The sequence below is a fragment of the Citricoccus sp. K5 genome (assembly GCF_902506195.1).
GTDB lineage: Bacteria > Actinomycetota > Actinomycetes > Actinomycetales > Micrococcaceae > Citricoccus.
In genome coordinates, this window is the sequence record NZ_LR732817.1 from 2,723,745 (window position 1) to 2,749,144 (window position 25,400).

At 68.6% G+C, this 25,400-nt stretch carries 24 protein-coding genes; 8 read left to right on the plus strand and 16 right to left on the minus strand.

Annotation, left to right across the window (positions count from 1 at the left end; genetic code table 11):
- Positions 1-129 precede the first annotated feature (129 nt).
- The gene (locus BOSE125_RS12225) at positions 130-975 is read right to left on the minus strand and encodes a CoA ester lyase (RefSeq protein WP_159552899.1); all 846 of its coding nucleotides are present in this window, start codon (positions 973-975) and stop codon (positions 130-132) included.
- Between the two features lie 58 nt (positions 976-1,033).
- Here BOSE125_RS12225 and BOSE125_RS12230 point away from each other — a divergent pair, with 58 nt between their 5' ends.
- The 4 genes from BOSE125_RS12230 (at position 1,034) to BOSE125_RS12245 (ending at position 4,449) form a co-directional block, all read left to right on the plus strand.
- Positions 1,034-1,519 carry a helix-turn-helix domain-containing protein gene (locus tag BOSE125_RS12230; RefSeq protein WP_159552901.1) on the plus strand — a complete coding sequence of 162 codons (486 nt, stop codon included), beginning with the start codon at positions 1,034-1,036 and terminating at the stop codon, positions 1,517-1,519.
- Between the two features lie 20 nt (positions 1,520-1,539).
- Positions 1,540-2,298: a hypothetical protein gene (locus BOSE125_RS12235; RefSeq protein ID WP_159552903.1), complete on the plus strand. Its 759-nt coding sequence runs from the start codon at positions 1,540-1,542 to the stop codon at positions 2,296-2,298.
- Positions 2,299-2,418: 120 nt separating this feature from the next.
- Positions 2,419-3,633 carry a PLP-dependent aminotransferase family protein gene (locus BOSE125_RS12240; protein WP_159552905.1) on the plus strand — a complete coding sequence of 405 codons (1,215 nt, stop codon included), beginning with the start codon at positions 2,419-2,421 and terminating at the stop codon, positions 3,631-3,633.
- Positions 3,634-3,822: 189 nt separating this feature from the next.
- Positions 3,823-4,449 (plus strand): PadR family transcriptional regulator, encoded by a 627-nt coding sequence (locus BOSE125_RS12245; protein WP_159552907.1) that lies wholly within the window; start codon positions 3,823-3,825, stop codon positions 4,447-4,449.
- A 2-nt stretch (positions 4,450-4,451) separates the two neighbouring features.
- Here BOSE125_RS12245 and BOSE125_RS12250 read toward each other — a convergent pair whose 3' ends face one another.
- Entirely contained in the window at positions 4,452-5,834 is a 1,383-nt protein-coding gene (locus tag BOSE125_RS12250) for an aminomethyl transferase family protein (protein WP_236557968.1), read from the minus strand.
- Positions 5,835-6,068: 234 nt separating this feature from the next.
- Here BOSE125_RS12250 and BOSE125_RS12255 point away from each other — a divergent pair, with 234 nt between their 5' ends.
- Complete coding sequence (locus tag BOSE125_RS12255) at positions 6,069-7,097, plus strand: ABC transporter substrate-binding protein (protein ID WP_159552909.1); 1,029 nt, start codon at positions 6,069-6,071, stop codon at positions 7,095-7,097.
- A gap of 72 nt (positions 7,098-7,169) precedes the next feature.
- Here the strand turns inward: BOSE125_RS12255 and BOSE125_RS12260 are convergent, their stop codons facing one another.
- Both BOSE125_RS12260 and BOSE125_RS12265 read right to left on the minus strand, forming a co-directional pair.
- The gene (locus BOSE125_RS12260; protein ID WP_159552911.1) at positions 7,170-8,726 is read right to left on the minus strand and encodes a long-chain fatty acid--CoA ligase; all 1,557 of its coding nucleotides are present in this window, start codon (positions 8,724-8,726) and stop codon (positions 7,170-7,172) included.
- Between the two features lie 206 nt (positions 8,727-8,932).
- The gene (locus BOSE125_RS12265; RefSeq protein WP_159552913.1) at positions 8,933-9,934 is read right to left on the minus strand and encodes an ABC transporter substrate-binding protein; all 1,002 of its coding nucleotides are present in this window, start codon (positions 9,932-9,934) and stop codon (positions 8,933-8,935) included.
- Positions 9,935-10,105: 171 nt separating this feature from the next.
- Between BOSE125_RS12265 and BOSE125_RS12270 the strand changes: the two genes are divergently transcribed.
- On the plus strand, positions 10,106-10,552 hold the full coding sequence (locus BOSE125_RS12270; protein ID WP_159552916.1) for a MarR family winged helix-turn-helix transcriptional regulator: 447 nt from the start codon (positions 10,106-10,108) through the stop codon (positions 10,550-10,552).
- 105 nt (positions 10,553-10,657) lie between these two features.
- Here the strand turns inward: BOSE125_RS12270 and BOSE125_RS12275 are convergent, their stop codons facing one another.
- From BOSE125_RS12275 to BOSE125_RS12295, 5 genes are all read right to left on the minus strand, one after another.
- Positions 10,658-11,665: an ABC transporter substrate-binding protein gene (locus tag BOSE125_RS12275; RefSeq protein WP_159552918.1), complete on the minus strand. Its 1,008-nt coding sequence runs from the start codon at positions 11,663-11,665 to the stop codon at positions 10,658-10,660.
- 63 nt (positions 11,666-11,728) lie between these two features.
- Complete coding sequence (locus BOSE125_RS12280; protein ID WP_159552920.1) at positions 11,729-12,202, minus strand: MaoC family dehydratase; 474 nt, start codon at positions 12,200-12,202, stop codon at positions 11,729-11,731.
- Positions 12,203-12,308: 106 nt separating this feature from the next.
- On the minus strand, positions 12,309-13,502 hold the full coding sequence (locus tag BOSE125_RS12285; protein ID WP_159552922.1) for an acyl-CoA dehydrogenase family protein: 1,194 nt from the start codon (positions 13,500-13,502) through the stop codon (positions 12,309-12,311).
- A complete protein-coding gene (locus BOSE125_RS12290; protein WP_371300784.1) occupies positions 13,495-14,370 on the minus strand; it encodes an amidohydrolase family protein in 876 nt (291 codons plus the stop codon). Before BOSE125_RS12290 ends, BOSE125_RS12285 begins: the two co-directional genes overlap by 8 nt.
- Positions 14,371-14,468: 98 nt before the next feature.
- Positions 14,469-15,398, minus strand: a complete 930-nt coding sequence (locus BOSE125_RS12295; RefSeq protein WP_159552926.1) for an SDR family NAD(P)-dependent oxidoreductase — start codon at positions 15,396-15,398, stop codon at positions 14,469-14,471.
- Between the two features lie 222 nt (positions 15,399-15,620).
- On the opposite strand from BOSE125_RS12295, the gene BOSE125_RS12300 reads away from it, so the two are divergent.
- Together BOSE125_RS12300 and BOSE125_RS12305 are read left to right on the plus strand one after the other, a co-directional pair.
- Positions 15,621-16,187: a MarR family winged helix-turn-helix transcriptional regulator gene (locus tag BOSE125_RS12300; protein ID WP_159552928.1), complete on the plus strand. Its 567-nt coding sequence runs from the start codon at positions 15,621-15,623 to the stop codon at positions 16,185-16,187.
- Between the two features lie 236 nt (positions 16,188-16,423).
- Entirely contained in the window at positions 16,424-17,779 is a 1,356-nt protein-coding gene (locus tag BOSE125_RS12305; RefSeq protein ID WP_159552930.1) for an MFS transporter, read from the plus strand.
- Between the two features lie 138 nt (positions 17,780-17,917).
- On the opposite strand, the gene BOSE125_RS12310 is transcribed toward BOSE125_RS12305, so the two are convergent.
- From BOSE125_RS12310 to BOSE125_RS12340, 7 genes are all read right to left on the minus strand, one after another.
- On the minus strand, positions 17,918-19,357 hold the full coding sequence (locus BOSE125_RS12310) for an NAD(P)-binding domain-containing protein (protein WP_159552932.1): 1,440 nt from the start codon (positions 19,355-19,357) through the stop codon (positions 17,918-17,920).
- Positions 19,358-19,693: 336 nt separating this feature from the next.
- Complete coding sequence (locus tag BOSE125_RS12315) at positions 19,694-20,371, minus strand: 3-oxoacid CoA-transferase subunit B (RefSeq protein WP_159552934.1); 678 nt, start codon at positions 20,369-20,371, stop codon at positions 19,694-19,696.
- Between the two features lie 2 nt (positions 20,372-20,373).
- The gene (locus tag BOSE125_RS12320; protein ID WP_159552936.1) at positions 20,374-21,135 is read right to left on the minus strand and encodes a 3-oxoacid CoA-transferase subunit A; all 762 of its coding nucleotides are present in this window, start codon (positions 21,133-21,135) and stop codon (positions 20,374-20,376) included.
- 109 nt (positions 21,136-21,244) lie between these two features.
- Positions 21,245-22,465 (minus strand): thiolase family protein, encoded by a 1,221-nt coding sequence (locus tag BOSE125_RS12325; protein WP_159552938.1) that lies wholly within the window; start codon positions 22,463-22,465, stop codon positions 21,245-21,247.
- Positions 22,466-22,476: 11 nt separating this feature from the next.
- Positions 22,477-22,926, minus strand: coding sequence for a 4-carboxymuconolactone decarboxylase (pcaC, locus tag BOSE125_RS12330; protein ID WP_159552940.1), 450 nt, complete (start codon positions 22,924-22,926; stop codon positions 22,477-22,479).
- Complete coding sequence (locus tag BOSE125_RS12335) at positions 22,923-23,729, minus strand: alpha/beta fold hydrolase (protein ID WP_159552942.1); 807 nt, start codon at positions 23,727-23,729, stop codon at positions 22,923-22,925. Before BOSE125_RS12335 ends, pcaC begins: the two co-directional genes overlap by 4 nt.
- Complete coding sequence (locus BOSE125_RS12340) at positions 23,726-25,384, minus strand: lyase family protein (protein ID WP_159552944.1); 1,659 nt, start codon at positions 25,382-25,384, stop codon at positions 23,726-23,728. Before BOSE125_RS12340 ends, BOSE125_RS12335 begins: the two co-directional genes overlap by 4 nt.
- Between the last annotated feature and the right edge of the window lie 16 nt (positions 25,385-25,400).

A 25,400-nucleotide genomic window follows, 5' to 3' on the forward strand; every position in this document is an offset into this window, starting at 1 on the left:
TGCGGGTGCGGCTGGCCGGGGTGGAGGGGATCACACCGGTGCTCTCGGGAGAGAATCTACCTGCCCCAGGACCGGGTGCGGCGTGTTCGATGTTCGCCGGTGACGAAGCGTGACGCCCGGCTGGAGGTCTCAGGCGTTCCAGAGCCCGTAGGAATCGGCCAGGTCGGCGATTTTCTGTGCGCGGGCCAGGCGGGGCAGATAGGAGCCATCGCCCACGGAGGCCCCGGCCTGGTGGGCCTGCAGCATGTCCACGGCCCAGGAGACCTCGTCCTCGGACGGGGACAGGGCCAGGTTGATGGATTCGACCTGCTCGCGGTTGAGGCACAGGCGCCCGGTCATGCCCATGGACTGGGTGGTGCGGGAGGACTCGACCACCGTGGCGTTGTTGTCCGCCGCGCCGGGAGGTCCGTCGATCGCGCCGGGCAGCTTGCCCACGCGGGAGGCGATGACCAGCCGCGAGCGCGCATAGGCCATGGCCATCGGGTCGTCCGAGATGCCGGTGTCCTTGCGGAAGTCATTGGTGCCGAAGGCCAGGCGGAACGTCCCCGGGGCCTTGGCCACGGCGGTCGCGTTGTCCAGCCCGACGGCCGTCTCGATCAGGGCGATCACGGGGGTCCCGGCACGCAGGCGCATGGCGGTCAGCGTGACCTGCTCGGGCTCCTCGGCCAGGGCCAGCATGACGCCGCGCAGCCCCTCGGCGCCGGACAGGGCATCCAGGTCCTGCTGCCAGTCATCGGTGTCGATCCCGTTGATCCTGACCCACGCGGACATGCCGCCGTTGAGTGCCTCCACCACGTTGGCGCGCGCGGCATCCTTCTTGTCGGCCGGGACGGCCGCCTCCATGTCGAACAGCACCGAGTCCGCCTCGGAGGCGAGCCCAGGGGCGAAATCCTCCGGCTTCGCCGCGTTCACCAGCAGCCAGGAACGGCTCAACTTGGCGGGCAGGGCGGCGGCACGACGGTTACGCAAGGGCATGGATCCCAGCCTACCCGCGCACCGGACGCCCCGGGTAAGCCTGGCTAGGGTTGGGCTCATGGCCGAAGAGATCCCCATCCTCACCCGCAGCTCGACCTTCGGACCGCTCGACGAGGACGAGCGGAAGATCCTGACCGGCATCCCCGGACTTCGCGGCACCCCCGGCCTCGCGGCGGCCGGCTCCCCTGCGCCCGCCGGAGAGCCGAGCACGACGCCGGACGCCACGGTGGTGCTGGACGGCACCACGGTGCGGCTCGGGCCGGCGGCCACCGCGGCGGTGCTCGAGCTGCTCGGCCGGCTCGCCTCGGGCGCCGCGGTGACCGTGTCCGAGCAGGACCGGTGGCTGAACACCTCACAGGCGGCACGGCTGGCCGGGATCTCCAACACCTATCTGCGCCAACTGGCGGACCGCGGTGAGATCCCGGTGACGTACCGGGGGACGCACCGGCGGATCCACCCCGATGACGTCCTCGCGTGGGTGCGGCAACGTGGCAGCGGCGAGGCGGGGACGGCGGAGTACGATAGTCAGGATTCCCCGCCGTAGCCCTGCCGTTCAGGAGATCCATGACCTCGCGACGCCGACCGGACCACACGTCCGGCCACCCGGCCCTGCGCCGGACCGCCGCGGGACTGACCGCCGCTCTGGCCGCCGTCGTGCTCGCCGGGTGCTCGTTCTTCCCCTCCTCCAACGAGACACCGACCGACCAGGACGGCACGGCTCTCCCCGAGGCGAACGCGAACGGCTATGCGGAACTGCCGCTGTACTTCGTGGCCCTGAGCGGAGACTTCCCCCCGGCGACCACGGGCCGGGACGTCGCCTGCCAGGACCTGCTGGTCCGCGCCTCGTCCGTGCCCGTCAAGACGGAGGACCGGGTGGGTACCGCGGTCGGCTTCCTGATCGACGACGAGCAGTACAGCCACGGTGACCCGGCCATCACCAACTCCCTGGACCCGTCCGAGGACGGCCTGCAGTACTCCTCCAGCCGCGTGGAGGGCGACACCGTGACGGTGGAGCTGACCGGGGACGTGGTGACCCGAAGCCAGTGCGAGTCGTTCCGCATCCGGGCGCAGCTCAACCGCACTGCCGCAACGGCGGCCGGTGTGGAGAACGCGGAGGTCTTGGTGGACGGCGTCCGGATCGAGGAGATCCTCGGCCTGCCCGAGCTGGAGTTGGGTGAGGAGTTCACCACTCCGGCGGACGAGCCGGCGCCCGGCGAGGGCGCGGACAGCGGGGAGGGAGCCGCGCCCGAGGACGGAACCGGCGAGACCGACGAGATGGACGAGATCGGCGATCCCAACCAACTCAATGGCACTCAGGGCTGATCTGGACTGATCTGAGCCGTTGCGGGGTTGATCCTGAGCTGGCCCAGCACGGCTCGAGTCCCGCTCCGGCCTGCCGCCATCCCTTCCGCCGCGACTCGACCCGTTGTTAGCATCGGCCCCATGGCCGACCCTTCAGCATTCCTTTCAGACCGTGCGCGCGGCGTGAAGCAGTCGGCGGTGCGTGATGTCTTCGACCTCGCCATGACCCCCGGAGTCGTCTCCCTGGCCGGGGGCAACCCCTGGCTGGACGACCTGCCCTTGGCCGACCTCGGCACCATCGCCGAGGAACTCGTCGCCCGGCAGGGCCATCTCAGCCTGCAGTACGGCGCGGGCCAGGGCACCCCGGAATTGCGTGACGCGGTCTGTTCGGTGATGGCCGCTGACGGGATCGCGGGCGCGGATCCGGAGCACGTGGTCATCACGCCGGGCTCCCAGGCCGCGATCGACACCGCGGCGCGCATGCTCGGGAACCCGGGGGACGTCGTCGTGGTGGAGGACCCCACGTTCGTGGGCGCCCTGAACACCTTCAACACGTGGGAACTGGACGCCGTATCCACCCCCACCGATGAGGAGGGTCTGATCCCCGCTCTGCTGCGCACCACCCTGCAGCAGCTGCGCGCCGCCGGACGCCGGGTCGCCTTCCTCTACACGATCCCCTCCTACGCGAACCCCTCTGGGGCGCTCATGCCGGCCGAGCGGCGAGAGGAGGTCGCCCGGATCTGCCGCGAGGAGGGCGTCCTCATCGTGGAGGACAACGCCTACGGTCAGCTCGGCTTCGAGGACGGCCCGGTGGCCCCGATCGCCGCGGCCCACCGCGACCAGGTCATCTACCTCGGCACCGTCTCCAAGATCTTCTCCCCCGGCGTGCGCATCGGCTGGGCGCTGGTGCCGCCGGCGCTGCTGCGCGAGTTCTACCTCTCGGCAGAGTCGGCCTTCGTCTGCCCGCCGGTGTTCAGCCAGATGCTCTCCACGGCGTTCCTCACCCGGTTCGACTGGCAGGCCCACGTGGCCCGCTGCACTGCCGAGTACGCCCTCCGCTGTGACGCCCTGGTGGACGAGATGGAACAGTCCCTGGATCCGCGCGTGACCTGGACCCGGCCGGCTGGCGGCTTCTTCGTCTGGTCGCGGATGCCGGACGGGCTGGACACGCTGCCCCTGATGCACGCGGCGGCGGAGGCCGGAGTCGTGTTCGTCCCGGGCGGAGCCTTCACGCCCGACGCCGGCCCCCACCCCCACTTCCGGCTCGCCTTCTCCTTCGTGGCACCGGAGACGCTGCGCGAGGGCGTCCGGCGGCTGGCTCCGGTGCTCAACGGGGCGTTGCCCGGCACCCCGTGATCGACACGCCTGGGGCGCACCGTGACTCCTCTTCCGTTGTGACACCCGGCGTCACCTGGTGCTCTGCAGCCCTATGGACATAGGTATATGACTCGCGGACCGTTACAGTGGTGCGGATCACCGCTTCGTCTGGGGCAGCAGCCCGGGGCAGCAGACCACAGCCGGGCGTCCGGTAGGAAGGATGACCACATGTCCCTGCGCAATGCGCTGCTGGCCCTGCTCACCGTGGAGCCCATGACCGGCTATGACCTGGCCAAGCGCTTCGGCTCCTCCGTGGGCAACGTGTGGCACGCCCCCGATTCGCAGATCTACCCGGAACTGCGCCGGATGCTGCAGGACGGGCTGCTGGAGTCCGAGGAGGTCCCCTGGGGCCGCAAGGGACGGAAGATCGAGTACACCATCACCGAGCAGGGCCGAGTGGCCTTCGGCGAGTGGATGGACTCAGACCTGCAGTGGACCCGGGACCGAGACCCCATGCACCTGCGGGCCGCCTACTTCGAATACGCCACCCCGGACCGCGCCCGCGACCAGTTGATGGCCTACCGGGAGCACATCCTGCAGCTCCGCGGTCAGTGGCAGCAGCAGATCGACGAGGTCATCGCCGGCACCTCGGAGACCCTCAACCGCCGGCTCGAGACCGTCCCCGCCTCCCAGCACCGCCGCACGACCGCCTTCAAGAGGTTCACCTACGAGGGCCTCGTGGACCGGGCGGACGCGGAGATCGCTTGGGCCGAGCGGGGGCTGAAGCTCCTGGACGAGTTGGACGACCTCGATGCGCAGGACGAGCTGGGCGCCTTGAGCACCCAGGACGCCTAACCTCAGCCGTTGTCCCGGTACCGGGTCCGCGCGTACTCCTGATAGGGGGCCGGGGCCACGGTGGCGCGGATCCTCACCTGCCGATGGCCCTGATCCACCTGGGGCTTGCGGGAGACCGGGTCCTCGCCCCAGACGACCTCGACCTCCTCGCCGTCCTCGATGGTCGCGTCCAGGGTGGCCAGGGACATGTACAGCTGAGGGAAGGCCACGTAGCCGGCGTCCGTGGAGATGCCCACCTGTTGCGATCCTCGCACCACCTCGTCCATCTGATAGAAGCCGTACCGTGCCTTCGGGAAGTCCAGGTACTTGGCCGGGGTTCCCTCCTCGAGCTGGGATTTCACGACGCCGGCCACGTCATCCGCGTTCCACAGCAGCGTGACCTTGCGCCGGGTCTGGTTCTCGGCATGCCGCTCCAGGGCCTCGCGGCCATGGAAGTCATGGTCGAACCGCACCGAGCGGCCCAGCCCGTAGTCATAGGGCGTGGCGTAGTAGTCCTCCACGTTCTCGGAGTAGAGAGAGCCACCGATCGACCCGGCCCGGGCCGCAGGTAGCCACTGCCGGTATTCGGCGAAGTCGTCACCGAAGATCGCGGGGAACGGCGTGGGGATCCAGCCGGACTCCAGGGGCGAGCTGGAATAGGCCTTGGCCCCCACCAGGCGAAGACCGAACTCCTGGCCGGCCTCCACCAAGGCCGCGTGGACGGCCTCATGGTCCGCCCAGGGCCCGTAGAACTCGAATCCGGGCTGGCCGGCCATCCCGTGGCGCAGGGCCTTCACCGTGCGACCGGCGATCTGCACCTCGGCGATGTGGAAGAACTTCACCTCCGGCACGGGGCCACGGAACACCTTCTCCATGACCCGGTCCGCCTCCGGACCCTGGAGTTCGTAGCGGTAGAGGGTGGGCGGACCGGAGCGCATGTTCGAGTTCGGGTCCAGCCGGTGGTGCACGTCCCGGCCGGCTGCCTGCGCCTTCTCCACGGTGAACCGCACCCAGTCGATGAGGATGTGGTGCCCCACGAGCACCAGGCCCTCGTGCCCCTCGGAGTGGTAGAACAGGATGCCGTCCCCGATCAGGTAACCGTCCTGGTTGACGGAGATCAGCTGCTTGGCCACCCCCGGCCGGAAGGTGGCGAACGTGTTCGGGGAGATGGACGCCAGCAGCGGCAGGAGATCAGCTCCGCCCAGGAACAGCTGGGTCATGTGGTGGGACTGGTCCATCAGCGCCACGGTGGTACGCCAGGCCCGCTGTTCGTCGCGCCAATTGGTGAACTCCGGGGTGATGGGGAACGTGATGGACGGCCAGTCCTGGTTGCGCAGGAACTCGACGGGGCTCCCAGTCCTCTCAATGGCCTGGGCGAGTGATTCGGTGGCTTCGGTCTGTGACATCGTGATGATCCTCCCGATCGGGACGGGCCTCGATCCCCCCGGACAGTCGTCAGGGGGGTCCACGAGGCCGATGCGTCCAACCTAGACACGACGGCCGGTCAGCGAAACCGGTGTTCCCCTTGAAAGGAAAAGCATCCCCGGGGCTGGTCGGATGATGTCACAGTGATGGCCATCACACCGCCCACCCGGACGGGGTGACGTCATCCCCGACCGCTCACCGCCTAGGAGCCACCCATGGCCATGACTCGCCGCATCACCCGCACCGCGCTCACCACCATGACCACCCTCGCTGCCGCAGGACTGTTGCTGACGGGCTGTTCCGGCGGCAGCCCGAGCGGGACTGACTCCTCGGCTCCCGCCGAGAATGCCGCTGCCGGCACCGAGGAACTGACGCCGGTGACCGTCGGCCTGCTGCCCATCGCAACCTCGGCCGCCGTCCCCCTGGGCATCGACGAGGGGATCTTCGAGAAACATGGACTCGACGTGACCATCCAGCAGGGCCAGGGCGGCGCGGCCCTCCTGCCGGCCGTCTCCAGCGGCACGGTCGAGTTCGCCGTCGGGAACCCGCAATCCATCCTGCTGGCCAACAGCCAGGGTCTGGACATCAAGATCATCGCCGGCTACTCGACCAGCTACGAGAACGTCGACGACCCAGAGGACCAGGCCCCCAGCGGAGTCATCGCGCTCGAGGAGTCCGGCATCTCCTCCTGGGCGGACCTCGAAGGCAAGCGCGTGGCCGTCAACACGCTGAACACACAGGGCCACCTGACCATCATGCAGTCCGTGGAGGCGGACGGCGGCGATCCCGAGCAGGTGGAATTCACGGAGATCGGGTTCCCGGACCAGTTGGCCCAGCTCGAGCAGGGAAACATCGACGCCGCCTGGATCCCGGAGCCGTTCCTCAGCCAGGGCCGCGCCCAGGAGGGCATCCAGTTCATCGGCGACTCACTGCGCGCCATCGACGGGCTGTACTCGATGGTGACCTTCACGAACGGCGACTACGCCGAGGCGAACCCGGAGGTGGTGGCGGCCTTCCGGGACGCCACCACGGAATCCACCGAGCTGGCCATGGCGGACGAGGACGCCTTCCGGGAGGCCATCGTCGACTACACCGGCATGGACGCCGCGGTGGTGGACTCGCTCAATCTGGAGTACCTCTCCGGAGAGCTCGACCGCACCATCCTCGAGGACCTCAGCGCCACCGCCCACAAGTTCGGCTTCCTGGACTCCGAGCCAGACCTAGACCAGACCATCCTGGACTGAACCCAGGGAACCGCGGGCACCACCCGGAGGCGGCCCCGAGCCGGCAGGTTGCCGGCTCGGGGCCGCGGACGGTCAGCCGAACTGCCGTCGCAGATCCGGCTTGCGGATCTTGCCGGAGGCAGTGCGGGGCATCTCCTCGGTGAACACCACGGACTTGGGGATCTTGTAGCGGGCCAGCTTGCCGTTGAGATGCCCGATGACCTGCTCCTCGGTCAGCTCGTGCCCCCCACGGACCACGATCACGGCCTTGGGCACCTCACCCCATTTCTCGTCCGGGACGCCGATCACGGCCACCGCCGCCACCGCCTCCAGCTGGGAGATCTCCTGCTCCACCTGGGCCGGATAGATGTTCTCGCCGCCGGAGATGATCATGTCCTTGAGGCGGTCGGAGATGAACACGAACCCCTCCTCATCCCGGTAGCCCATGTCCCCAGTCTTCAGCCAGCTGCCGTCCTCGGCCTCCACGAAGGAATCCCTGGTGGCGTCCTCACGGTTCCAATAGGCCTTGATGACGTTGGGACCCTGGACCTGGATCTCGCCGACCTCGCCGGGAGCGCAGACCTGGCCCATCGGGTCCACGATCCGCACGAAGGTGTGGAACTGCTGCAGCCCGGAGGAACCCTGCTTGGGCCGGGAGTACCGGGCCGGCAGGGTGGTGGCCCCCGGGGACGTCTCGGTCATCCCGTAGCCGTTGGTGAAGGACAGCCCCTTCTTCTCGTAGGCCTCCAGCACGCGCAGCGGCACGGCGGAACCGCCACAGGTCAGGTTGCGCAGCGAGGAGATGTCCGCCGACTCCCAGTCCGGATGCTCGGCCAGCAGTTGGTAGGTGGTCGGCACCCCGGAGATGAAGGTGGCCCGGTACTTCTCGATCAGCTCGAGGACGCGGCCGGGCTCGAACCGCGGCTCCAGGACCAGGGTGCCGCCCTTGAGCAGGGTCGGCAGCGCGCCCATGCCCAGCGAGGCCACGTGGAACATCGGCGCGATCATCAGGGACACCGAGTCGGACATGATGTCCATGTCCGTGATGACGTTGAAGCTGTTCCACGTCAGGTTCCCGTGGGTGAGCATGGCACCCTTGGGCTTGCCGGTGGTGCCGGAGGTGTAGAGGATGATCGCCAGGTCGTCGAGACCCACGGCCACGTCCGCTCGGACGGGTTCACCGCCGGCCAGCAGCTGCTCGTAGTCGACCGCCTCCAGGTCCCCGTCCCGGCGCTCGGCCCGCACCGGGGTGCCGTCCTGCACCAGGGCCAGGAGCCCGACGCCGGTCCCCCGGCTTCCCGCGACCGCCAGCGGCTCCATGGTCGCCGAGGCCAGGAGCACGGTGGAGCCCGAGTCGTTGAGAGCGAAGGTGATCTCCGGAGGCGCCAGGCGGGTGTTGAGGGGCACGAACACCGCACCGAGAGAGCCGACGGCGAACAGCGCCTCAAGGAACGAGGGGTAGTTCTCGCCGAGGTAGGCCACGCGATCACCCTGCCGCACGCCGCGCTGCGAGAGAGCATCCGCCAGCCGGTCGATGCGGACGGCCCAGTCGTCATACGTCAGCTCGCCAGCGGCGCTGATGACGGCGACGTTCCCGGCGGACTTGATGCGACGGCGGTGGATCCAGTCTCCGATTCCACGGTTGATCATGCGTTCCTACTCCTCGCGGCGGTATGGCGTGCGGCTGTTGTGCGGCGGACCACACTCACCCTCATTGTGCGCCATTCCATTGAGTATTTCAACGATTGTGGAGAACATTCGTACGACTGGACCCCAGGAAACGACGCCGGCCCCACCCCGAGGACTGGGCGGGGCCGGCGTCGCACAACAGCATGAACGGCTCGAGGGGCGCCGGACTACTGGACGATCAGGTCCTCGGTCGCCGGGATGGCGTCGATCAGGCCCGAATCCAGGGACAGCTCGGCGATCTTCTCGAGGGAGGCGATGTCATGCTCCTGCGGGAAACTCGGCATCGTGAGCTCGTCGATCACGTCCTGCTCGAGCGAGGTGTAGCTCGGCAGCACGGCCTTGGCCAGGTCCGGATTGTCCGTGGCGAACTGCTGGGACTCCTTCATCGCGGCGGTGAACGCGTCCACCAGCTCCGGGTCCTGCTCGATCTTCTGGTCCGTGGTGAAGTAGGCGGCGATCGAGAGGTCCGGCACGGGCTCGGCGTACTGGCCGTAGACGCGCTGGGCGCCGGCGGCCTCGGCCAGGGTCACGAACGGCTCCACTGCGCCGATGGCGTCCACGTTGCCGGCCTCCAGCTGGGCGACCATGTCCGGGAAGGCCATCTCGACATACTCGATGGACTCCGGGTCCCCGCCCTCCTGCTTCATGCCCTCGGAGATCACGGAATCGTTGATGTTGTTCAGGGTGTTCACGGCGATCCGCTTGCCCTCGAGATCGGCCAGGGAAGTCGCGTCGGAGTCCGCCGGGACCATGACGTGGGCGAAGTCGTCCTCACCGTCACCGGTGGTCTGCGGGCCGGTGGCCACGATCTTCAGCGGCAGGCCGGCGTCGCGCCCGATGATCAGGGAGGTGACGTTGGAGAAGCCGAAGTCCATCTGCCCCGACTGGACGGCCGGCACGATCGCGGCACCGCCCTGGGCCAGGGTCAGGGTGACGTCGAGGCCATGCTCCTCGAAGATGCCCTCCTCCACGCCCAGGTAGATCGGGGCGACATCGACGATCGGGATGACGCCGACCTCGATGGGGGTCAGCTCGCCAGCCGCGGCCGGTTCGGATCCCTCTGCGGGGGCGGTGGTGGTGCCGTCCCCGGTCGGTGACCCCGAACCGCAGGCGGTCAGGGCCAGTAGGGCGGCAGCGCTGACGGCAGCCACGCGAAGTTTCCTCATCATGATGGTGCTCCTGGAAGGCAATGTGCGAGATGGCACCGGCCGGGGGTGGACGGATGCCTGTAATGTGAGACACAGCCTAGTCAGCCGTGATCCCGGCAGACAAGAGATTTTCATGATTTTGTCAACAATATTGTTTGTCACCCAGATCGCGGCGCGTCAGGAGGCTCGACGATGAACGGAACCGAGACCGAACTGGCCCCTCCCCAGGTGTTCCGCAGCCTCGCCGTGCGCCGCCTGCTGAGCCTGCACGGCCAGCTCTGGACCGAGCACGTCTCCACGGAGAACACGAGCATCCAGTTCGGTCTCCTGCTCTGCCTCGCCCGATCGGAGTCCGGCCTCAGCCAGACCGAGATCGCCGCCCAGCTCGCCGTGGACAAGGCCTCCCTGACCGAGCTCGTCAGCCGCATGGCCTCACGTGGACTGGTCAGCGTTCACCGGGACGTCCGGGACGGCCGCCGCCGCGTGGCCACCCTGACAGATGCAGGGCATGAACTGCTTCAGGAGCTGTACGGGCCGGCCCTGGAGGTCAACCGCCGGCTCTTCACGCCGCTGACCGAGACCGAGTGCGAGCAGTTGATGGGCTTGCTGGAGAGGGTCCTCGCCGAGCACCCTGCCTGAGGCGGACCAGGTCAAACCTCACAGCACAGCACAGCGCCCCGGACCACACGGTCCGGGGCGCTGTGCTGTGAACGTGAGGGGCCGGCGTCGGGCCCGCCACAGGCGTTACTGGATGAACAGCTTCGCGGGGTCCGGAGCCTCACCGATGAAGCCGTACTTCACGGCCAGCTCGGCCGTCTTGTTGAGCTGATCGGTGCGGATCTCGCCGCTGAGCTCTTCCATCTTGAGATTCTGGGCAACCTCTTCCGGCAGGTCGATGAACTCCGGCAGCAGGGCACGGGTGCCCTCCGGGTCCTCCTCAGAGGCGGCCAGCGCCTCGGTCATCGCGGCCGCGAAGTCCGCCACGACCTCCGGGTTCTCCTCGGCGTAGGCCCCCGAGGTGAAGGTCACCATGGTGGGCATGCCGGGGATGGCGTCCTGGAAGGAGTAGCCGACGAGTGCGTTGGCCTCATCGGCGAGCACACTGGTCAGGAACGGCTCCGGCACCCAGATGGCGTCCACATTGCCCTGCTCCAACTGGGCCGGCATGTCCGGGAACGGCATCTCGTTGAACTCGAGGGCCTCCGGGTCTGCCCCGGCCTCCTCGGCGTCGTTCATGATGGTCAGGTCCCCCAGGGTCCGCAGGGCGTTGACGGAGGTGACCTTGCCCTCGAGGTCCGCATAGTCCTCGATGCCGCTGTCCGCCCGCGTCACCACCCCGGCGATGTCATCGCCCTCGGCCAGCGAGTTGGAGTACCCGGCGGCGATGCGCATGTCCAGGCCTTGATCCACAGCGGTCATCACGGACAGCGGGTTGCCCACGCCGAACGTGATCTGCTGGTTGGAGACGGCTGGCAGCATGGCGGCACCGGCATTCTGGGTCGAGAGCTCGACCTCGAAGCCGTGCTCCTCGAAGATGCCGTTCTCAATGCCGTACTGGACGCCCACCGAGGGGGCGATCGGCAGCACGCCGACAGTCACCGGGGTGAGCTCTCCGGAGGCGGCGCCCCCCTCGGAGGCGCCGGCCGACGTTGAGCCGCCACCCTCACCGGTCGGCGAGCCCGAACCACAGCCGGTGAGGGCCAGGCCCGCCACGGCGGCGGTGGCCATGAGGGATGCGAACTTCTTGTTCATGGATTTCTCCTGGGTTCGTGCCCGGCGGGGGTGCCGGGCTGCGAGAGCCTGAGTGCGGGTGCCTCAGGCGTAGAAGCGGGACAGGAATGTCGCGACGACCGCGGGGCGCTCCTGGCCTTCGATCTCGATCGTGCCGTCAGCCACCAGGTGCAGGCCGTTGCCCTTGACCTCGGAGACCTCCTTGACGGTGATCTGCATGCGGATGCGGGATCCGACCTTCACCGGGGAGGTGAAGCGGACCTTGTCGAGCCCGTAGTTGACCTTGGTCTTGACGCCGGAGACGTCGAACAGCTCGGACCAGAACGGGATGATCAGGGACAGGGTGAGGAAGCCGTGGGCGATCGGGGCACCGAAGGGGCCGTCCTTGGCCCGCTCGGGATCGGTGTGGATCCACTGGTGGTCATCGGTGGCATCTGCGAAGGTGTCGATCATCTGCTGGGTGACCTCGCGCCACTCGGTGACACCCAGGTCCGTCCCGGCGAGGTTCTTGACCTCGTCGAAGGGGACGACGGTCTTGGCGGTGGTGGTTTCGCTCATGGTGTTCTTCTCCTTTGAACTGTGTTCTACATCACAATAGTTGGAAAATGCAATGGTCTCGGCCGATCAGTGATGAATTCGTGACCGTGTACTCGGGATGGACGGGCTAGACGAAGGCGCCGACGCCGGTGATGGCGCGCCCGACGATCAGGGCGTTGACCTCATGGGTGCCCTCGTAGGAGTAGACAGCCTCCGCATCCGCGTGGAAACGAGCGACGTCGGTGTCCAGGGTGATGCCGTTGCCGCCGCAGACCTCGCGGGCCAGCGCCACCGTCTCCCGCAGCCGCAGGGCGGTGAACATCTTGGCCAGTGCCGAGTTCTCGTCCTTGTAGGTGCCGGCAGCCTGCTGTTCGGTCAGCTGCACCACCATGCCCAGCGAGGCAGTGAGGTTGCCGAGCATCGTCGCCAGCTTCTCCTGGATCAGCTGGAACCCGGCGATCGGCCGGCCGAACTGCTCCCGCGAGCGGACGTAGCGCAGGGCGGCCTCGAAGGCACCGGCCTGGGCGCCGGTGGCCATCCAGGCGACATCCGAGCGCATGCTGCGCAGGCACCGGCTGACGTCCTTGAAGGAGTTGATCCCCTGAAGCCGGTCCACCTCCTCCACCCGCACGTCCGTGTAGGTGATGTGCGCGTTCTGCATGATGCGCAGGCTGGCCTTGTTCCGGATCAGCTCCAGCGTCACGCCCTCGGCCTCACGCGGGACGAGGAAGCACTTGACCTCACCGTCCGCCTCGTCCCGGGCGAAGGTGGCCATCACGTCCGACTCGAAGGCCCCGCCGATCCAGCGCTTGGCTCCGTTGATCAGCCAGGACCCGTCCTGCTGGCGCCGCGCCGAGGTGGCCAGCCCGCCGGCCACATCCGAGCCGTGGTCCGGCTCGGTGAGGGCGAAGACACCGGTCAGGGAGTAGTCCACGATCTTCGGATCCAGCTGCGCCACCTGCTCCGCGGAGCCACCCAGCCGCACCGCGGTGCGGAACAGCCCGGCCTGCGCGTTGAAGTAGGTGCAGACGTTCAGGTCGGTCCGCGCGAGTTCGAAGTTCCGGAAGCCCGTGAGGATGTCCCGGATGGGCTCGCCGGCAGTCTTCAGTGCCGGCGGGTCCATCAGCTTCAGGTCACGCAGGGGCTGGCGGATCTCGTCCGGGAACGTCGCCGCATCCCAGTGCTCATTGAGGTACGGCTTGACCTGCTCGTCGAGGACGGTGACCAGTTCCGACAGCACGGACCGCTCGGCCTCGGTGAGGCGCTCGGCGAAGCCATATAGGTCAGACGGGGTCACAGTCCCGGTCACGGGTTCACGCATCCTGGGCCCCGGCGGTGGAGGCGGAGCCTGCGGTGGAGCCCAGGCCGAGCAGCCGAACGGCGTTGTCCTTGAGGATCAGCGGCCGGACCTCGTCCTTCAGGGGCAGGTCCGCGAAGGCCCGCATCCACTTCTCCGCCGTGATGAGCGGGAAGTCGGTACCGAACAGCACCTTGCGGGACAGCACGTTGTTGGACTGGCGTACGAGCGACTCCGGGAAGTACTTCGGCGACCAGCCCGAGAGGTCGATGTACACGTTCGCCTTGTGGGTGGCGATCGAGTTCGCCTCGTCCTGCCACGGCACCGAGGGGTGGGCCATGATGATCGGCAGGTTCGGGTGGTCCGCCGCCACCTCGTCCAGCAACAGCGGATTCGAGAACTTGAGCTTGATGCCGCGGCCTCCCGGCAGCCCGGCACCCATGCCGTTCTGGCCGGTGTGGAAGATGCACGGCAGCCCGATCTGCTCGAGCTCGGACCACAGGGGGCGGAACTGCTCGTCCGAGGGGTCGAAGCCCTGGACGGAGGGGTGGAACTTGAAGCCGCGCACCCCCAGCACATCGGCCTGGCGGCGGGCCTCGATCAGCGCCGCAGGACCCTTCCGGGGGTCCACGGAGCCGAACGGGATCAGCACGTCGTTGTTCCGGGCGCAGCCGGCCACCAGGTCGTCGATGGAGTTCGGCGCGTGGTCCATCTGGGTGCTGGCATCCACGGTGAAGACCACCGCAGCCATCTTCTGTTCGCGGTAGATCTCACCGATCCGGTCGATCGAGGGGGTGCGCTCCTCGGCCTTGAAGTACTTCGAGGAGGCTTCCATGACGTCCTCCGGCATGGACACGTGCCCGCAGTCGTCCACTTCCAGGTGCACGTGCATGTCGATGGCGGTCACCGCCTCGACGTCCACCCGGCACTCGAAGCGGATGGGATTCCCGCCACTCCCGGTGTTCTCGGCGTTGGCGCTCATGCCGGCGTTCACTTCGCGGTCTCGGGCTGCAGCTCGGCCGGCAGCTCCGGCATCTTCTCACCCACGGACTGCAAGTTGGACTCGAGGAGCGCCTTGCCCTCGGCGAGCATGGTCCCGTAGTCCCAACCGCCATCGTGGAACTCGGTGGCCACGGGCTCCGGGTGGGACCAGACCTGCAGTCGGTCGCCGCCGACGCCGATGGCCTGGCCGGTGATTCCGGCGGCCTCCTCCGAGGACAGGAAGGCGATGACGCCGGCCACGTCCTGGGCCGGCCCGAAGCCGAGCTCCTTGCGGAAGAACTCCGGCATGGCCTCGCCGCGCTCGTCCGCCTCGACGGCCGCCTTGAAGAACGGGATGGTCTTGGTCATGGCGGTGGCGGCCACCGGGATGACGGCGTTGACGGAGACGCCGGCCTTCTTCATCTCCATCGCCCAGGTGCGGACCATGCCCACGATCCCGGCCTTGGCGGCGGCGTAGTTGGTCTGTCCGAAGTTGCCGCGCTGGCCGGTCGGGGAGCCGATCGTGACGATGCGGCCGGCGACGCCGTTCTCCTTGAAGTAGGCGTAGGCGGAGCGGACACACGTGAAGGTGCCCTTGACGTGCACGTTGATGACCAGGTCGAAGTCCTCGTCAGTCATCTTCAGCAGGGACTTGTCCCGCAGGATGCCGGCGTTGGTGACCAGGATGTCCAGGCCTCCGAAGGTGTCCACGGCGGTCTTGACCAGCAGGTCGGCAGTCTCGGAGGAGCCGACGGGGGCCACCACAGCTGCAGCCTTGCCTCCGGCCTCGGTGATCGAGGCGACGGCGGAGTCGGCGATCTCCTGGTTCACGTCATTGATGATGACCGACGCGCCCTGGCGAGCCAGTTCCTGCGCGTAGGCGAGGCCGAGGCCCGCTCCGGATCCGGTGACGATGGCTACCTTGCCGTTCAGGGACATGGGTTCTCCTTGCGTGATGGGGGTTCAGATCGGAGGATCGGAACGATGCTCGGGTACTACGGTGCAAACGCCCCTAGGCGCTTCTGGAGTCCATGACATCCCATACCGTTGAGAAAGTCAATGATGTACATTCACTAGCAGCACTCTGGATCCGGCCGCCACAGGGGTTGCGCCGCTACACTTGAACAAATCAACGATGTGACGAACGGTTGCGAGAAACGCATGTCTACTTCCACTGACAAGGCCCCCCACGGCTCTGCCGCTACGGCTAGCGCCGCCGCCGCAACCTCCGCCCCCACCGCGTCCACGCCAGAGGTCAGCGGTGGCGCTGGCGACACGGCTGGCGAAGTGACGGACGGGATCGAGCGATTCCTGGGCTCCAACGTGGCCGAGCAGATCCACTTCCTGACTTCGCGCGCCCGCGGCCGCGGCATCAGCCACGCCAATCACCAGCTGGAGGGACTGGACCTGAAGGTCCGCCAATTCTCGGTGCTCTCCCTGGCCGCCAGTGGGCAGAACCCGTCTCAGCGTGAGATGGGAGAGTTCCTGGCCTTGGACCCCAGCCAGATCGTCGCCCTCGTGGACAACCTCGAGCAGCGCGGCGCCGTCCTGCGGGAGACCGACCCTCGGGACCGGCGCTCCAAGATCATCGTCGCCACGGATGCCGGCCGCGACCTCCACGCCCGGGCCCTGCAGATCCTGGAGGACTCGGAGGACTACACCCTCTCCACCCTGTCCCCGCGCGAGCGCAAGCAGCTGCGCTCCCTGTTGCTCAAGATCGCCTTCTAGTACCGCACCCGCCTCTCACGACGTCGGCCACGCACCCTGGGTTCACAGCCCCCGCGCGAGGCCGGCGTCGTTTTGGCGCGCCCGACACGGCTATTGATCCACAGGCGTGAACAACTCAATGGTTGACTTTCTCAATTGAAATGTGTTTCATATACGTATCGTGTTGCAGGTCACAGCAGGGCCGGGACACCGTCCAGCACGAACCGCACTTCCCCCGTCCAGACTGGAGCACCCCCATGTCCACCGACACCACCACGGCCGCCGCGCCGGACCTGGAGTCGCTCGACCCGGCCACCAAGCGCCGAGAGTCCCGCCGCGTCATCCTCTCGAGCTATCTCGGCTCGACGATCGAGTTCTACGACTTCCTGCTCTACGCCTCCGCCTCGGCGCTGGTGTTCCCCACGGTCTTCTTCACCGGCCTGGATCCGTTGGCCGGCGCCATCGCCTCCTACGGCACCTTCGCCGCCGGCTACCTCGCCCGTCCTCTCGGCGGGGCGATCTTCGGCCACTTCGGGGACAAGCTCGGCCGCAAGAAGATGCTGGTGCTGTCCATGCTCATCATGGGCGTGGCCTCCACCCTGATCGGCCTGGTGCCCGGTGCCGCGACGATCGGCGGCTGGGGCGCGGTCATGCTCGTCTTCCTGCGCGTCTGCCAGGGCATCGCGGTCGGCGGTGAGTGGGGCGGAGCCGCCCTGATGGCCCTGGAGCACTCCGAGGGCGGCAAGCGCGGCTTCGCAGCCTCCTTCACCAACGCCGGCGCCCCCACCGGCGCCGCCCTGGGCACCTTCGTCCTCGGCACGTTCTCCGCCGTCCTCCCGCAGGAGGAGTTCCTGTCCTGGGGCTGGCGGGTGCCGTTCCTGCTGTCCTTCGCCCTGCTGATCGTCGGCATGGTCATCCGCGCCAAGATCAGCGAGTCCCCGATCTTCGAGGCCGCCGCCGCCCAGGCCGAGGCCTCCGGCGAGAAGCGGAGGCTGCCGATCTGGGAGGTCCTGCGCCGGCCCAAGGCCCTGCTCCTGACCATGTTCGCCGGCGCCAGCGGGTTCGGGCTGCAGGTGCTGCTGTCCACCTTCGCCGTCCAGTACTCCACGGATGCCGGAACCGAGCGCTCCTCGGTGCTCTACGCCTTCGCCCTGGCCTCGATCTTCTCGATCTTCTTCGTGGTCTGGTTCGGGCACCTCTCCGACCGCTTCGGCCGCCGCCCGGTCATGATCGCCGGACTGTTCCTGTTCGTCGGGTTCCTGTTCCCGCTGTTCGGCATGCTCACCTCCACGAACTGGTTGGTGCTGCTGCTGGCCTTCACCATCGCCCTGGGCCTGCACGGCATGATCTACGGCCCGCTGGCCGCCTTCATCGCCGAGCAGTTCGGCACCGGATCGCGCTACACCGGCGCCTCCCTGGGTTACCAGCTGGCGACCCTGCTCGGTGCCGGCTTCACCCCCACCATCCTGGCCACCCTGTACGCGGGCCCCGGCGGCGGCACCTCGATCGTGCCGGTGGCCGTGTTCCTGGGCGCCATGGCCGTGGTCTCCATCATCGCCCTGGTGCTGACCCGCGAGTCCAAGGACCACGACCTCACCACCCACGAGCACTGACCCCGTTTCGAGGACAGAGAAGAACAGAACGACGCCGGCTGCGCACCCAGGGTGCGCAGCCGGCGTCGTTCTGTGGGCTGGGCCTGAAGTCGGCCCTCTGGCCGGCGATCGGAGTCGAACCGAGCGATCAGGTCCGGGTCAGGCGGTCGGGGTTTCCTCACCCCGGACGTCCCCCGGTGCCGGGACCTCGGGCGTGCCGGCGCCGCGGACCGCCTTCTCGACGTCCGTCTCCTCCGGGGTCGAGAGGTAGCGCTCGAGGGAGTCATCCAGTTCCTGCAGCCACGTGGTGTGGTGCTCGGCGGCCAGGGAACCGGTCATCACAGAGCGGTAGGGCTTGTCCCGGTAGGTCAGGATGTTCTTCTTCTTGTCGTCCTTCCAGGCCAGGAAGATCCGCACCACCTCGTCCAGGTCGAACATCGGGTAGTCGGTGGCCTCGATCAGGTCCCGGATGTACTCGGCCTGGAAGCGCACGGCATCGGCGTCGCCACCGACCCCCTGGAAACGCTGGTGCCAGTCCTGCAGGTGCTCGGCGCGCTCCGCGGCGGTGGGCAGCTCGGCACGGCCCATGATGAGGTCACGGACATACCAGGCCTGCGCGTCGAACATGTTGAAGGTGAACCACTGGTCCTGGGCGCCCAGGTAGTAGACCTTCGGGTTCCCCTGCCACACCACTCCCCGGTACAGCCCCGCCGGGTAGATGTTGTTGCCGGACTGCAGGGCGAGGTCCGAGGGCAGGAACGGGTACTTGTGCAGGTAGCCCGTGCACAGGATCACCGCGTCGAACTCGCGGGTCTCGCCGTTGGAGAAGTGCGCCGTGCTTCCCTCGAATCGCTCGAGGAGCGGCAGCTCCTCCATACCCTCCGGCCAGTCGTAGCCCATGGGGCCGGACCGGTAGGACATGGTCACCGAGCGGGCACCCATCTTGAACGCCTGCACGCCGATGTCCTCGGCCGAGTAGGACGCACCGATCAGCAGCACGCGCTGGTCCGCCAGCTTCTCTGCGCCGCGGAAGTCATGCGCGTGGTGCAGGGTGCCGGGGAACGTCTCGATGCCCTGGAACTCCGGGACATGCGGGAAGGAGAAGTGCCCGGTGGCCACGATGACGCGGTCGAACTCGGAGGATGTGGTCCGGTGGTTCTTCAGGTCCTCCACGGTGACGGTGAAGATGTCCCGGTCCTCATGGTGCTCGACCCAGCGGACCGCCGTGGAGAACCGGACCTTGTCCTTGACGTTCGTCGTCCGGACCCGGCCGTCGATGTAGTCCCACAAGACCTCACGCGGCGGGTAGGAGGAGATCGGGCGGCCGAAGTGCTCGTCAAAGGTGTACTCGGCGAACTCGAGCGCCTCCTTCGGGCCGTTCGACCACAGGTTGCGGTACATCGAGGAGTGCACGGGCTCGCCGTACTGGTCGATGCCCGAACGCCAGTCATAGTTCCACTGACCGCCCCAGTCATCCTGCTTCTCGTAGGCGACGACCTCCGGGATCTCCTCCCCCGCCCGTTCGGCGGACTCGAAGGCCCGCAGTGCGGCGATGCCGCTCGGTCCAGCTCCAATGATCGCGATGCGCTGTCTAGCCACAGCTTCCCTTCCGGCCGGCGACGGCCTTGCTCATTCCTCGACGGGAGCCGGCGGAAGCGTCGAACACGGGCGCCACATCGGCGCGCCTCGGCCTCAACACCGGATCCTCACATCCACCCCGAGCAGCGTCCGCACCGACGTTCCGCGCCGGCCTTCACTGACCCACCACCCAGGGTGCGGCGCCCAGGCTGGGCGCACTCAAGGTGCTTACTTTAGCAAACAGGCCTGGACCACAGCACGACGCCGGCCACGCACCTTGGGTGCGTGGCCGGCGTCGTGCAGGGGGGGCCGGTGATGTCCCGGCGGGGTCAGGACGAGGGCGTCAGGGGTGGCGGGTCAGGCCCCGACCGTCTCGAAGGTGACCTCGGGGTGCGCCTCGCGGAGCTCCTCGAGGGTGATGCCGTGGAGCTCGCGGACCTTGACCACACCGGAGGAATCCAGCAGCAGCACGGCCTTGTCCGAGTAGATGCGGGACACGCAGCCCACCCCGGTCAGGGGGAAGGTGCACTCGGGCAGCAGCTTGACGTCGCCCTTCTTGGTGAAGAGGTCCATCATCACGTAGGTGTCCTTGGCGCCGATCGCCAGGTCCATGGCGCCGCCCACGGCCGGGATGGCACCGGGCTTGCCGGTGGACCAGTTGGCCAGGTCACCCCGGGCGGAGACCTGGTAGGCGCCCAGCACGCAGACGTCCAGATGGCCGCCGCGCATCATGGCGAAGGAGTCGGCGTGGTGGAAATAGCTCGCCCCCGGCAGCTCGGTCACGGGGATCTTGCCGGCATTGATCAGGTCACCGTCGATCTGGTCCCCGGTGGCCTGCGGGCCGAAGCCGAGCATGCCGTTCTCGGTGTGCAGCGTGACCTTCTTCTCCGGGGAGAGGTAGTTGGACACGGTGGTCGGCTGGCCGATGCCGAGGTTCACGAACGAACCCGGCTGGATGTCCTCGGCGATGACCTGGGCCAGCTCGTCCTGGGTCAACGGGGCGTCGGTGCGGCGGATCTCGCTCATCTCGCTCATCCTCACTTCTCGGCGGCCAGCTCGGCCGCGGTCTTGGTGGCCAGGCAGGGCTTGGGCTGGCCGGCGGCGAGGGCTTCGCGCTCCTCGCGCTCCTTCACGCCGGACTCGGTCGGGATCCCGACGACGGTGTCCACGTAGATGCCCGGGGTCACCACGTGCTCCGGGTTCAGCGACTCCTCGAGGACCTCGTCCACCTGCACGATCGTGTGGGCGGCGGCGGTGGCCATGACCGGTCCGAAGTTGCGGGCGGTCTTGCGGTACACGAGGTTGCCGGAGGGGTCCGCCGCGTAGGCCTTGATCAGGGCGAAGTCGCCGCGGATCGGGGACTCCAGCACGTAGTGCCTGCCGTCGATCTCGCGGACCTCCTTGCCCTCGGCCAGCTGGGTTCCGTAGCCGGTGGGGCTGAAGAAGCCGCCGATGCCGGCCCCGGCGGCCCGCATGCGCTCGGCCAGGTTGCCCTGCGGGACGAGCTCGAGCTCGATCTCTCCGGCACGGTACGCCTCGTCGAAGTGCCAGGAATCGGACTGGCGCGGGAAGGAGCAGATGATCTTGGCGACCCGCCGTTCCTTGATCAGCAGGGCCAGGCCGGCGTCGGCCTGACCGGCGTTGTTGTTCACCACGGTCAGGCCGGTGGCACCGGAATCCATCAGGGCGTCGATCAGCTCCATCGGCTGGCCGGCATTGCCGAATCCACCGATCAGCACCGTGGCGCCGTCGGTGATCCGGGAGACGGCCTGGGCGGCCGAGTCCACGAACTCAAGCATCGTTCCTCCTTGTAGCGGGGATGAGAGGGGTGTGGTCTTCAGTCGACTTGGGGTGGGTGTTGGGCTCCCAGACCCACCCCAAGTCGACTGAAGACGTGAGGGGGTGAGGTCAGCGGGCGTTGACGTTCTCGAGGACCACGGCGAGGCCCTGGCCCACACCGATGCACAGCGCGGCGACGCCCCAGCGGTCGCCGGAGGCCTCGAGGCGGCGGGCCAGGGTGCCGAGCACGCGGGCGCCGGAGGCTCCGAGCGGGTGGCCGATGGCGATGGCCCCGCCCCACGTGTTGACGATGTCCAGGTCCACGCCCCAGGCGTCCGTGCAGGCCAGCGACTGGGCGGCGAAGGCCTCGTTGAGCTCCACCGCTGCGATGTCCTCCCACGTGATGCCGGCTCGCTCGATCGCCTGGTTGACGGCGTCCACCGGGGCGTAGCCGAAGTACTGCGGCTCGTTGGCGGCGGCGGCGCGGCCGGCGATGCGGGCGAGCGGCTGCAGGCCGAGGATGTCCGAGGCCTTCTCCGAACCGAGCCAGGCCGCGGAGGCACCGTCGTTCATCGGGGAGGCGTTGCCGGCGGTGACCATGCCGTTCTCCTTGCGGAACACGGTGCGCAGGCCGGACAGGGACTCGGCGGTGGAGTCGGGCCGGATGGTCTCGTCCCGGGTCAGGTCCACGTCCGGGACCTGCACGGTCAGGTTGCCATACTTGCCCTCGTCCCAGGCCTTCGCGGCCAGCTGGTGCGAGTTCGCCGCGAACTCGTCCATGCGCTCACGGGTGATGCCGTACTTCTCCCGCAGCTGCTCGGTGGCCTCGCCGAGGGAGACGGTCCATTCCTTCGGCATGTTCTTGTTGATCAGGCGCCAGCCGAGAGTGGTGTTGGCCAGCTCGAGGTTGTGCATGGGGAAGGGGCGCTCGGTCTTGGGCAGCACCCAGGGAGCGCGGGACATGGACTCGACGCCGCCGATGAGCATGACGTCGGCCTCGCCCACGTTGATCTGGCGGGAGGCGATGATGGCGGCGTCCAGCGAGGAGCCGCACAGGCGGTTCACGGTGGTGCCGGGAATCGAGGTGGGCAGGCCGGCCAGCAGGGTGGCCATGCGGGCGACGTTGCGGTTCTCCTCGCCGGCGCCGTTGGCGTTGCCGAAGACGACCTCATCGATCTGCTCGGCCCCGGACGCGCCTGCGGCGGCCAGCTTCGGGGCGCGCTTGACGGACTCGGCCACCACGAGGGCGGCGAGGTCGTCCGGGCGGGTCTTGGCCAGCGCCCCGCCGACCTTGCCGAAGGGGGTGCGGACGGCATCGTAGAGGTAGGCGTCCTGGAATTGGGTGCTCATGCGGGGTCCTTTCAGAGGTCCTTGCCGGCGGCCAGGTCCTCGTCCACTTGGGCGAAGACCTCCTGGGCCAGCTTGAAGGCGATGTTGGCGGCGGGAACGGAGGAGTAGATGGCGGTCTGGAGCAAGATCTCCTTGATCTCGTCCCGGCTCAGGCCGTTGCGCAGGGCCGCGCGGAGGTGCATGGCGGCCTCCTCCCAGTATCCCCCCGAGACCATCGCGGAGATGGTGACGGCCGAGCGCATCCGGCGGTCCAGGCCGGGGCGGGTCCAGATGGTGCCCCAGGCGTAGCGCGTGATGAGGTTCTGGAAGTCCTCGGTGGTCTCGTCCTTGTTGGCCTCGGCCCGGTCCACGTGGGCGGTGCCGAGGACCTCGCGGCGCACGGCCATGCCGGCGTCGTAGACCTCCTGGGAGGTGCGGTCCATCTGGTGTCCCACCGGCTGACCGGTCTGGTTCTCACTCATGCGGTGAAGGCCTCCTTGAGGATGGTTGCGGTCTCGGCGGGCTTCTCGATCGGCGCCTGGTGAGCCACGTTCTCCAGTACATGGGCCTGACCGGAGGCGACGCCGGCCGCGATCGCCTCGCCGTCCGCCGGCGGGCAGACGCCGTCCTCGGCCCCGTGGAGGGCCACGATCGGGACGGTGATCTCCCCGAGGCGCTCGCGCACGTCGAAGCCGCCGAGGGCCTCGCAGAGCCGGGCATAGGAGAAGCGGTCGGCCTCCTGCAGGGTGTGCAGCAGTCGGGTGGTGCGCTCGGCGTGCTGCTCGATGAACCCCTGGGCGAACCACTTCTCGGCGGAGCCGGCCACCATGGACGGGGTGCCGGCGGCCTCCACGAAGGTGGCGCGCTCCTGCCAGGCCTCGGTCTGGCCGATCTTCGCGGCCGAGCAGATCACGGCGATGCCGTCGAACAGGTCACCGTGGTCCAGGCCGAGCTGCAGGGCGACCGCACCGTTGATGGAGACGCCGGCGTAGTAGACCTTGGCCCCGGCCGGGATGGTCCCGGCCGCGTGCTGGGCCTTCACCAGGTCGGCCACGGCGTTGGCCAGGTCCGCCATGGCGATCGGCTCGTTGTGGGCCGGGGACTGGCCGTGGCCGGGCAGGTCCCAGCCGATGACCTGGAAGCGGTCCGCCAACTCGTTGGCGGCCTCCGCCCAGAGGGCCTGGACGCCGGTGCCCAGGCCGGCCCCCACGAACAGGACGTCCTTGTCCGGGGTGGCCTCGCCCTCGCCGGCGAGGCGGATGGCGGTGATCTCTGGTGTGCTCACGTGGTGCTCCATTCTGCGAAATTGCGGTACTCGGCGACGAGGCGGTCCACCAGGGTGGTGGCCTCGCCGGTGTAGTTGGCCGGGTCCAGCAGGCCGTCCAGCTCGGCGTCCGAGACGGTGTCCGGCAGGGCGGCGCGCAGCAGGCTCCGGAAGTCGTTCCCCTGCTGCTGGCCATCCTGCTGGCCGTGCTGTGATTCCAGACTGCGGTCCACGATCTCCTGCAACCGCTCTTTGCCCGAACGGGACGTGCCCGAACCGGATTGGCCGGAGCCGGCCCTGCCGCCACTCTCCGGGCCGCTCTCCTCGAGGAGCGGGGCGAGCTCGACCATGAGCCGCTCGGAGACCAGCAGGGGGCCCACGCGATTCAGGTTCTCGGCCATGCGGTCCGTGTTGACGCGCAGGCCGGAGACGAGTTCCGCCGTCCGGGCGGCGGCTCCCCCGGCGGTGCGCATCAGCTGGCGCAGGGCAGGCCACTCGGCGTGCCAGGCCCCGTCCGGGCGTTCCTCGTTGGCGGCGCCGGCGGCGGTGAGGACCTGCGCGAGCGTGCCGGGGGCGCCGAGTGCGCCGGCGTGGATCATCACGGACAGCACGGGGTTCTGCTTGTGCGGCATCGCGGAGGACCCGCCGCGGCCCGCGACCAGCGGCTCACCGAGTTCACCGTTCTCGATCCGGGCGGAGATCAGCACGTCATTGGCGATCTTCCCGCAGGCCGCCACCACATCGGCCAGCGCTGCGGCCAGCCCGGTGATGGGCATGCGGTTGGTCTGCCACGGTCCAGCGGGAGCCTTCAGGCCGAGTCGCTGAGCCAGCTCCTCGACGAGGGTGAAGGCATCGGTGCCGGCGTCCAGTGTCCCGGCGGCGCGGGCTGTGGCCACGCGGCCGGACAGGGCGGCCATGGTGCCCGCGGCGCCGCCCCACTGGATCGGCAGTTCCGCGGTGGCGGCCTCGAGCCGGCGGCCGGCCTGGGCCAGTCCGGACATCCAGCCGGCGGCGCGCAGGCCGAAGGTGGAGGGCAGGGAGTGCTGCGCCAGCGAGCGGGCCACCATGGGGGTCGCCCGGTGCTCCGTGGCCATCGCGGCCAGGGATCCGACGGCGGCGCGGAGGTCCGCCAGGACCGTCCCGGCGACCTGGGCGGCCATCCTCATCATGGCGGTGTCCATGATGTCCTGGCTGGTCGCACCCACGTGGATGGCGGAGGAGACCCCGGGCTCGGTGGGGGCGGCCTGCGCGGCCCGGGCCCGCATGGCCTTGAGCGCCGGGATCAGGACGTTTCCGCCGTTCTGGCCGGCGTGGGCGAGCCCGATCAGGTCGTAGTCGGCGAGGTGGCGCGGGTCGGCGGCCTCGGCGGCGGCCTCGGCCTGGCCGGCGGTGACCATCCCGTGCTGGGCGAGGACCGCGGTCCACGCGGCCTCGACCTGCAGCAGGTGGAGCAGGTAGTTCGCGTCCGAGGACTGGACCACCGCGGTGGTTCCGGAGGACAGCGGGTCCAGCAGGCCGGCGTCGGCCTCCGCGGCCAGCGCCGTCAGTCCCGGCGCTCCGGACAACCCGTCCGAACCGATTGAACCGATTGAACCGATTGAACCGATTGAACCGTCAGATCCGGCTGCACCGGACGCGGTGGCCTGGTGTTCTGACGGCGACGCGGGCGTGGACATCGGGGGAGCTCTCCTG

Coding starts and splice junctions, on each gene's coding strand:
- BOSE125_RS12225 (WP_159552899.1), bottom strand. CDS start 975: ATGCCCTTGCGTAACCGTCGTGCCGCCGCCCTGCCCGCCAAGTTGAGC.
- BOSE125_RS12230 (WP_159552901.1), top strand. CDS start 1,034: ATGGCCGAAGAGATCCCCATCCTCACCCGCAGCTCGACCTTCGGACCG.
- BOSE125_RS12235 (WP_159552903.1), top strand. CDS start 1,540: ATGACCTCGCGACGCCGACCGGACCACACGTCCGGCCACCCGGCCCTG.
- BOSE125_RS12240 (WP_159552905.1), top strand. CDS start 2,419: ATGGCCGACCCTTCAGCATTCCTTTCAGACCGTGCGCGCGGCGTGAAG.
- BOSE125_RS12245 (WP_159552907.1), top strand. CDS start 3,823: ATGTCCCTGCGCAATGCGCTGCTGGCCCTGCTCACCGTGGAGCCCATG.
- BOSE125_RS12250 (WP_236557968.1), bottom strand. CDS start 5,834: ATGTCACAGACCGAAGCCACCGAATCACTCGCCCAGGCCATTGAGAGG.
- BOSE125_RS12255 (WP_159552909.1), top strand. CDS start 6,069: ATGGCCATGACTCGCCGCATCACCCGCACCGCGCTCACCACCATGACC.
- BOSE125_RS12260 (WP_159552911.1), bottom strand. CDS start 8,726: ATGATCAACCGTGGAATCGGAGACTGGATCCACCGCCGTCGCATCAAG.
- BOSE125_RS12265 (WP_159552913.1), bottom strand. CDS start 9,934: ATGATGAGGAAACTTCGCGTGGCTGCCGTCAGCGCTGCCGCCCTACTG.
- BOSE125_RS12270 (WP_159552916.1), top strand. CDS start 10,106: ATGAACGGAACCGAGACCGAACTGGCCCCTCCCCAGGTGTTCCGCAGC.
- BOSE125_RS12275 (WP_159552918.1), bottom strand. CDS start 11,665: ATGAACAAGAAGTTCGCATCCCTCATGGCCACCGCCGCCGTGGCGGGC.
- BOSE125_RS12280 (WP_159552920.1), bottom strand. CDS start 12,202: ATGAGCGAAACCACCACCGCCAAGACCGTCGTCCCCTTCGACGAGGTC.
- BOSE125_RS12285 (WP_159552922.1), bottom strand. CDS start 13,502: ATGCGTGAACCCGTGACCGGGACTGTGACCCCGTCTGACCTATATGGC.
- BOSE125_RS12290 (WP_371300784.1), bottom strand. CDS start 14,370: ATGCACGTGCACCTGGAAGTGGACGACTGCGGGCACGTGTCCATGCCG.
- BOSE125_RS12295 (WP_159552926.1), bottom strand. CDS start 15,398: ATGTCCCTGAACGGCAAGGTAGCCATCGTCACCGGATCCGGAGCGGGC.
- BOSE125_RS12300 (WP_159552928.1), top strand. CDS start 15,621: ATGTCTACTTCCACTGACAAGGCCCCCCACGGCTCTGCCGCTACGGCT.
- BOSE125_RS12305 (WP_159552930.1), top strand. CDS start 16,424: ATGTCCACCGACACCACCACGGCCGCCGCGCCGGACCTGGAGTCGCTC.
- BOSE125_RS12315 (WP_159552934.1), bottom strand. CDS start 20,371: ATGAGCGAGATGAGCGAGATCCGCCGCACCGACGCCCCGTTGACCCAG.
- BOSE125_RS12320 (WP_159552936.1), bottom strand. CDS start 21,135: ATGCTTGAGTTCGTGGACTCGGCCGCCCAGGCCGTCTCCCGGATCACC.
- BOSE125_RS12325 (WP_159552938.1), bottom strand. CDS start 22,465: ATGAGCACCCAATTCCAGGACGCCTACCTCTACGATGCCGTCCGCACC.
- pcaC (WP_159552940.1), bottom strand. CDS start 22,926: ATGAGTGAGAACCAGACCGGTCAGCCGGTGGGACACCAGATGGACCGC.
- BOSE125_RS12340 (WP_159552944.1), bottom strand. CDS start 25,384: ATGTCCACGCCCGCGTCGCCGTCAGAACACCAGGCCACCGCGTCCGGT.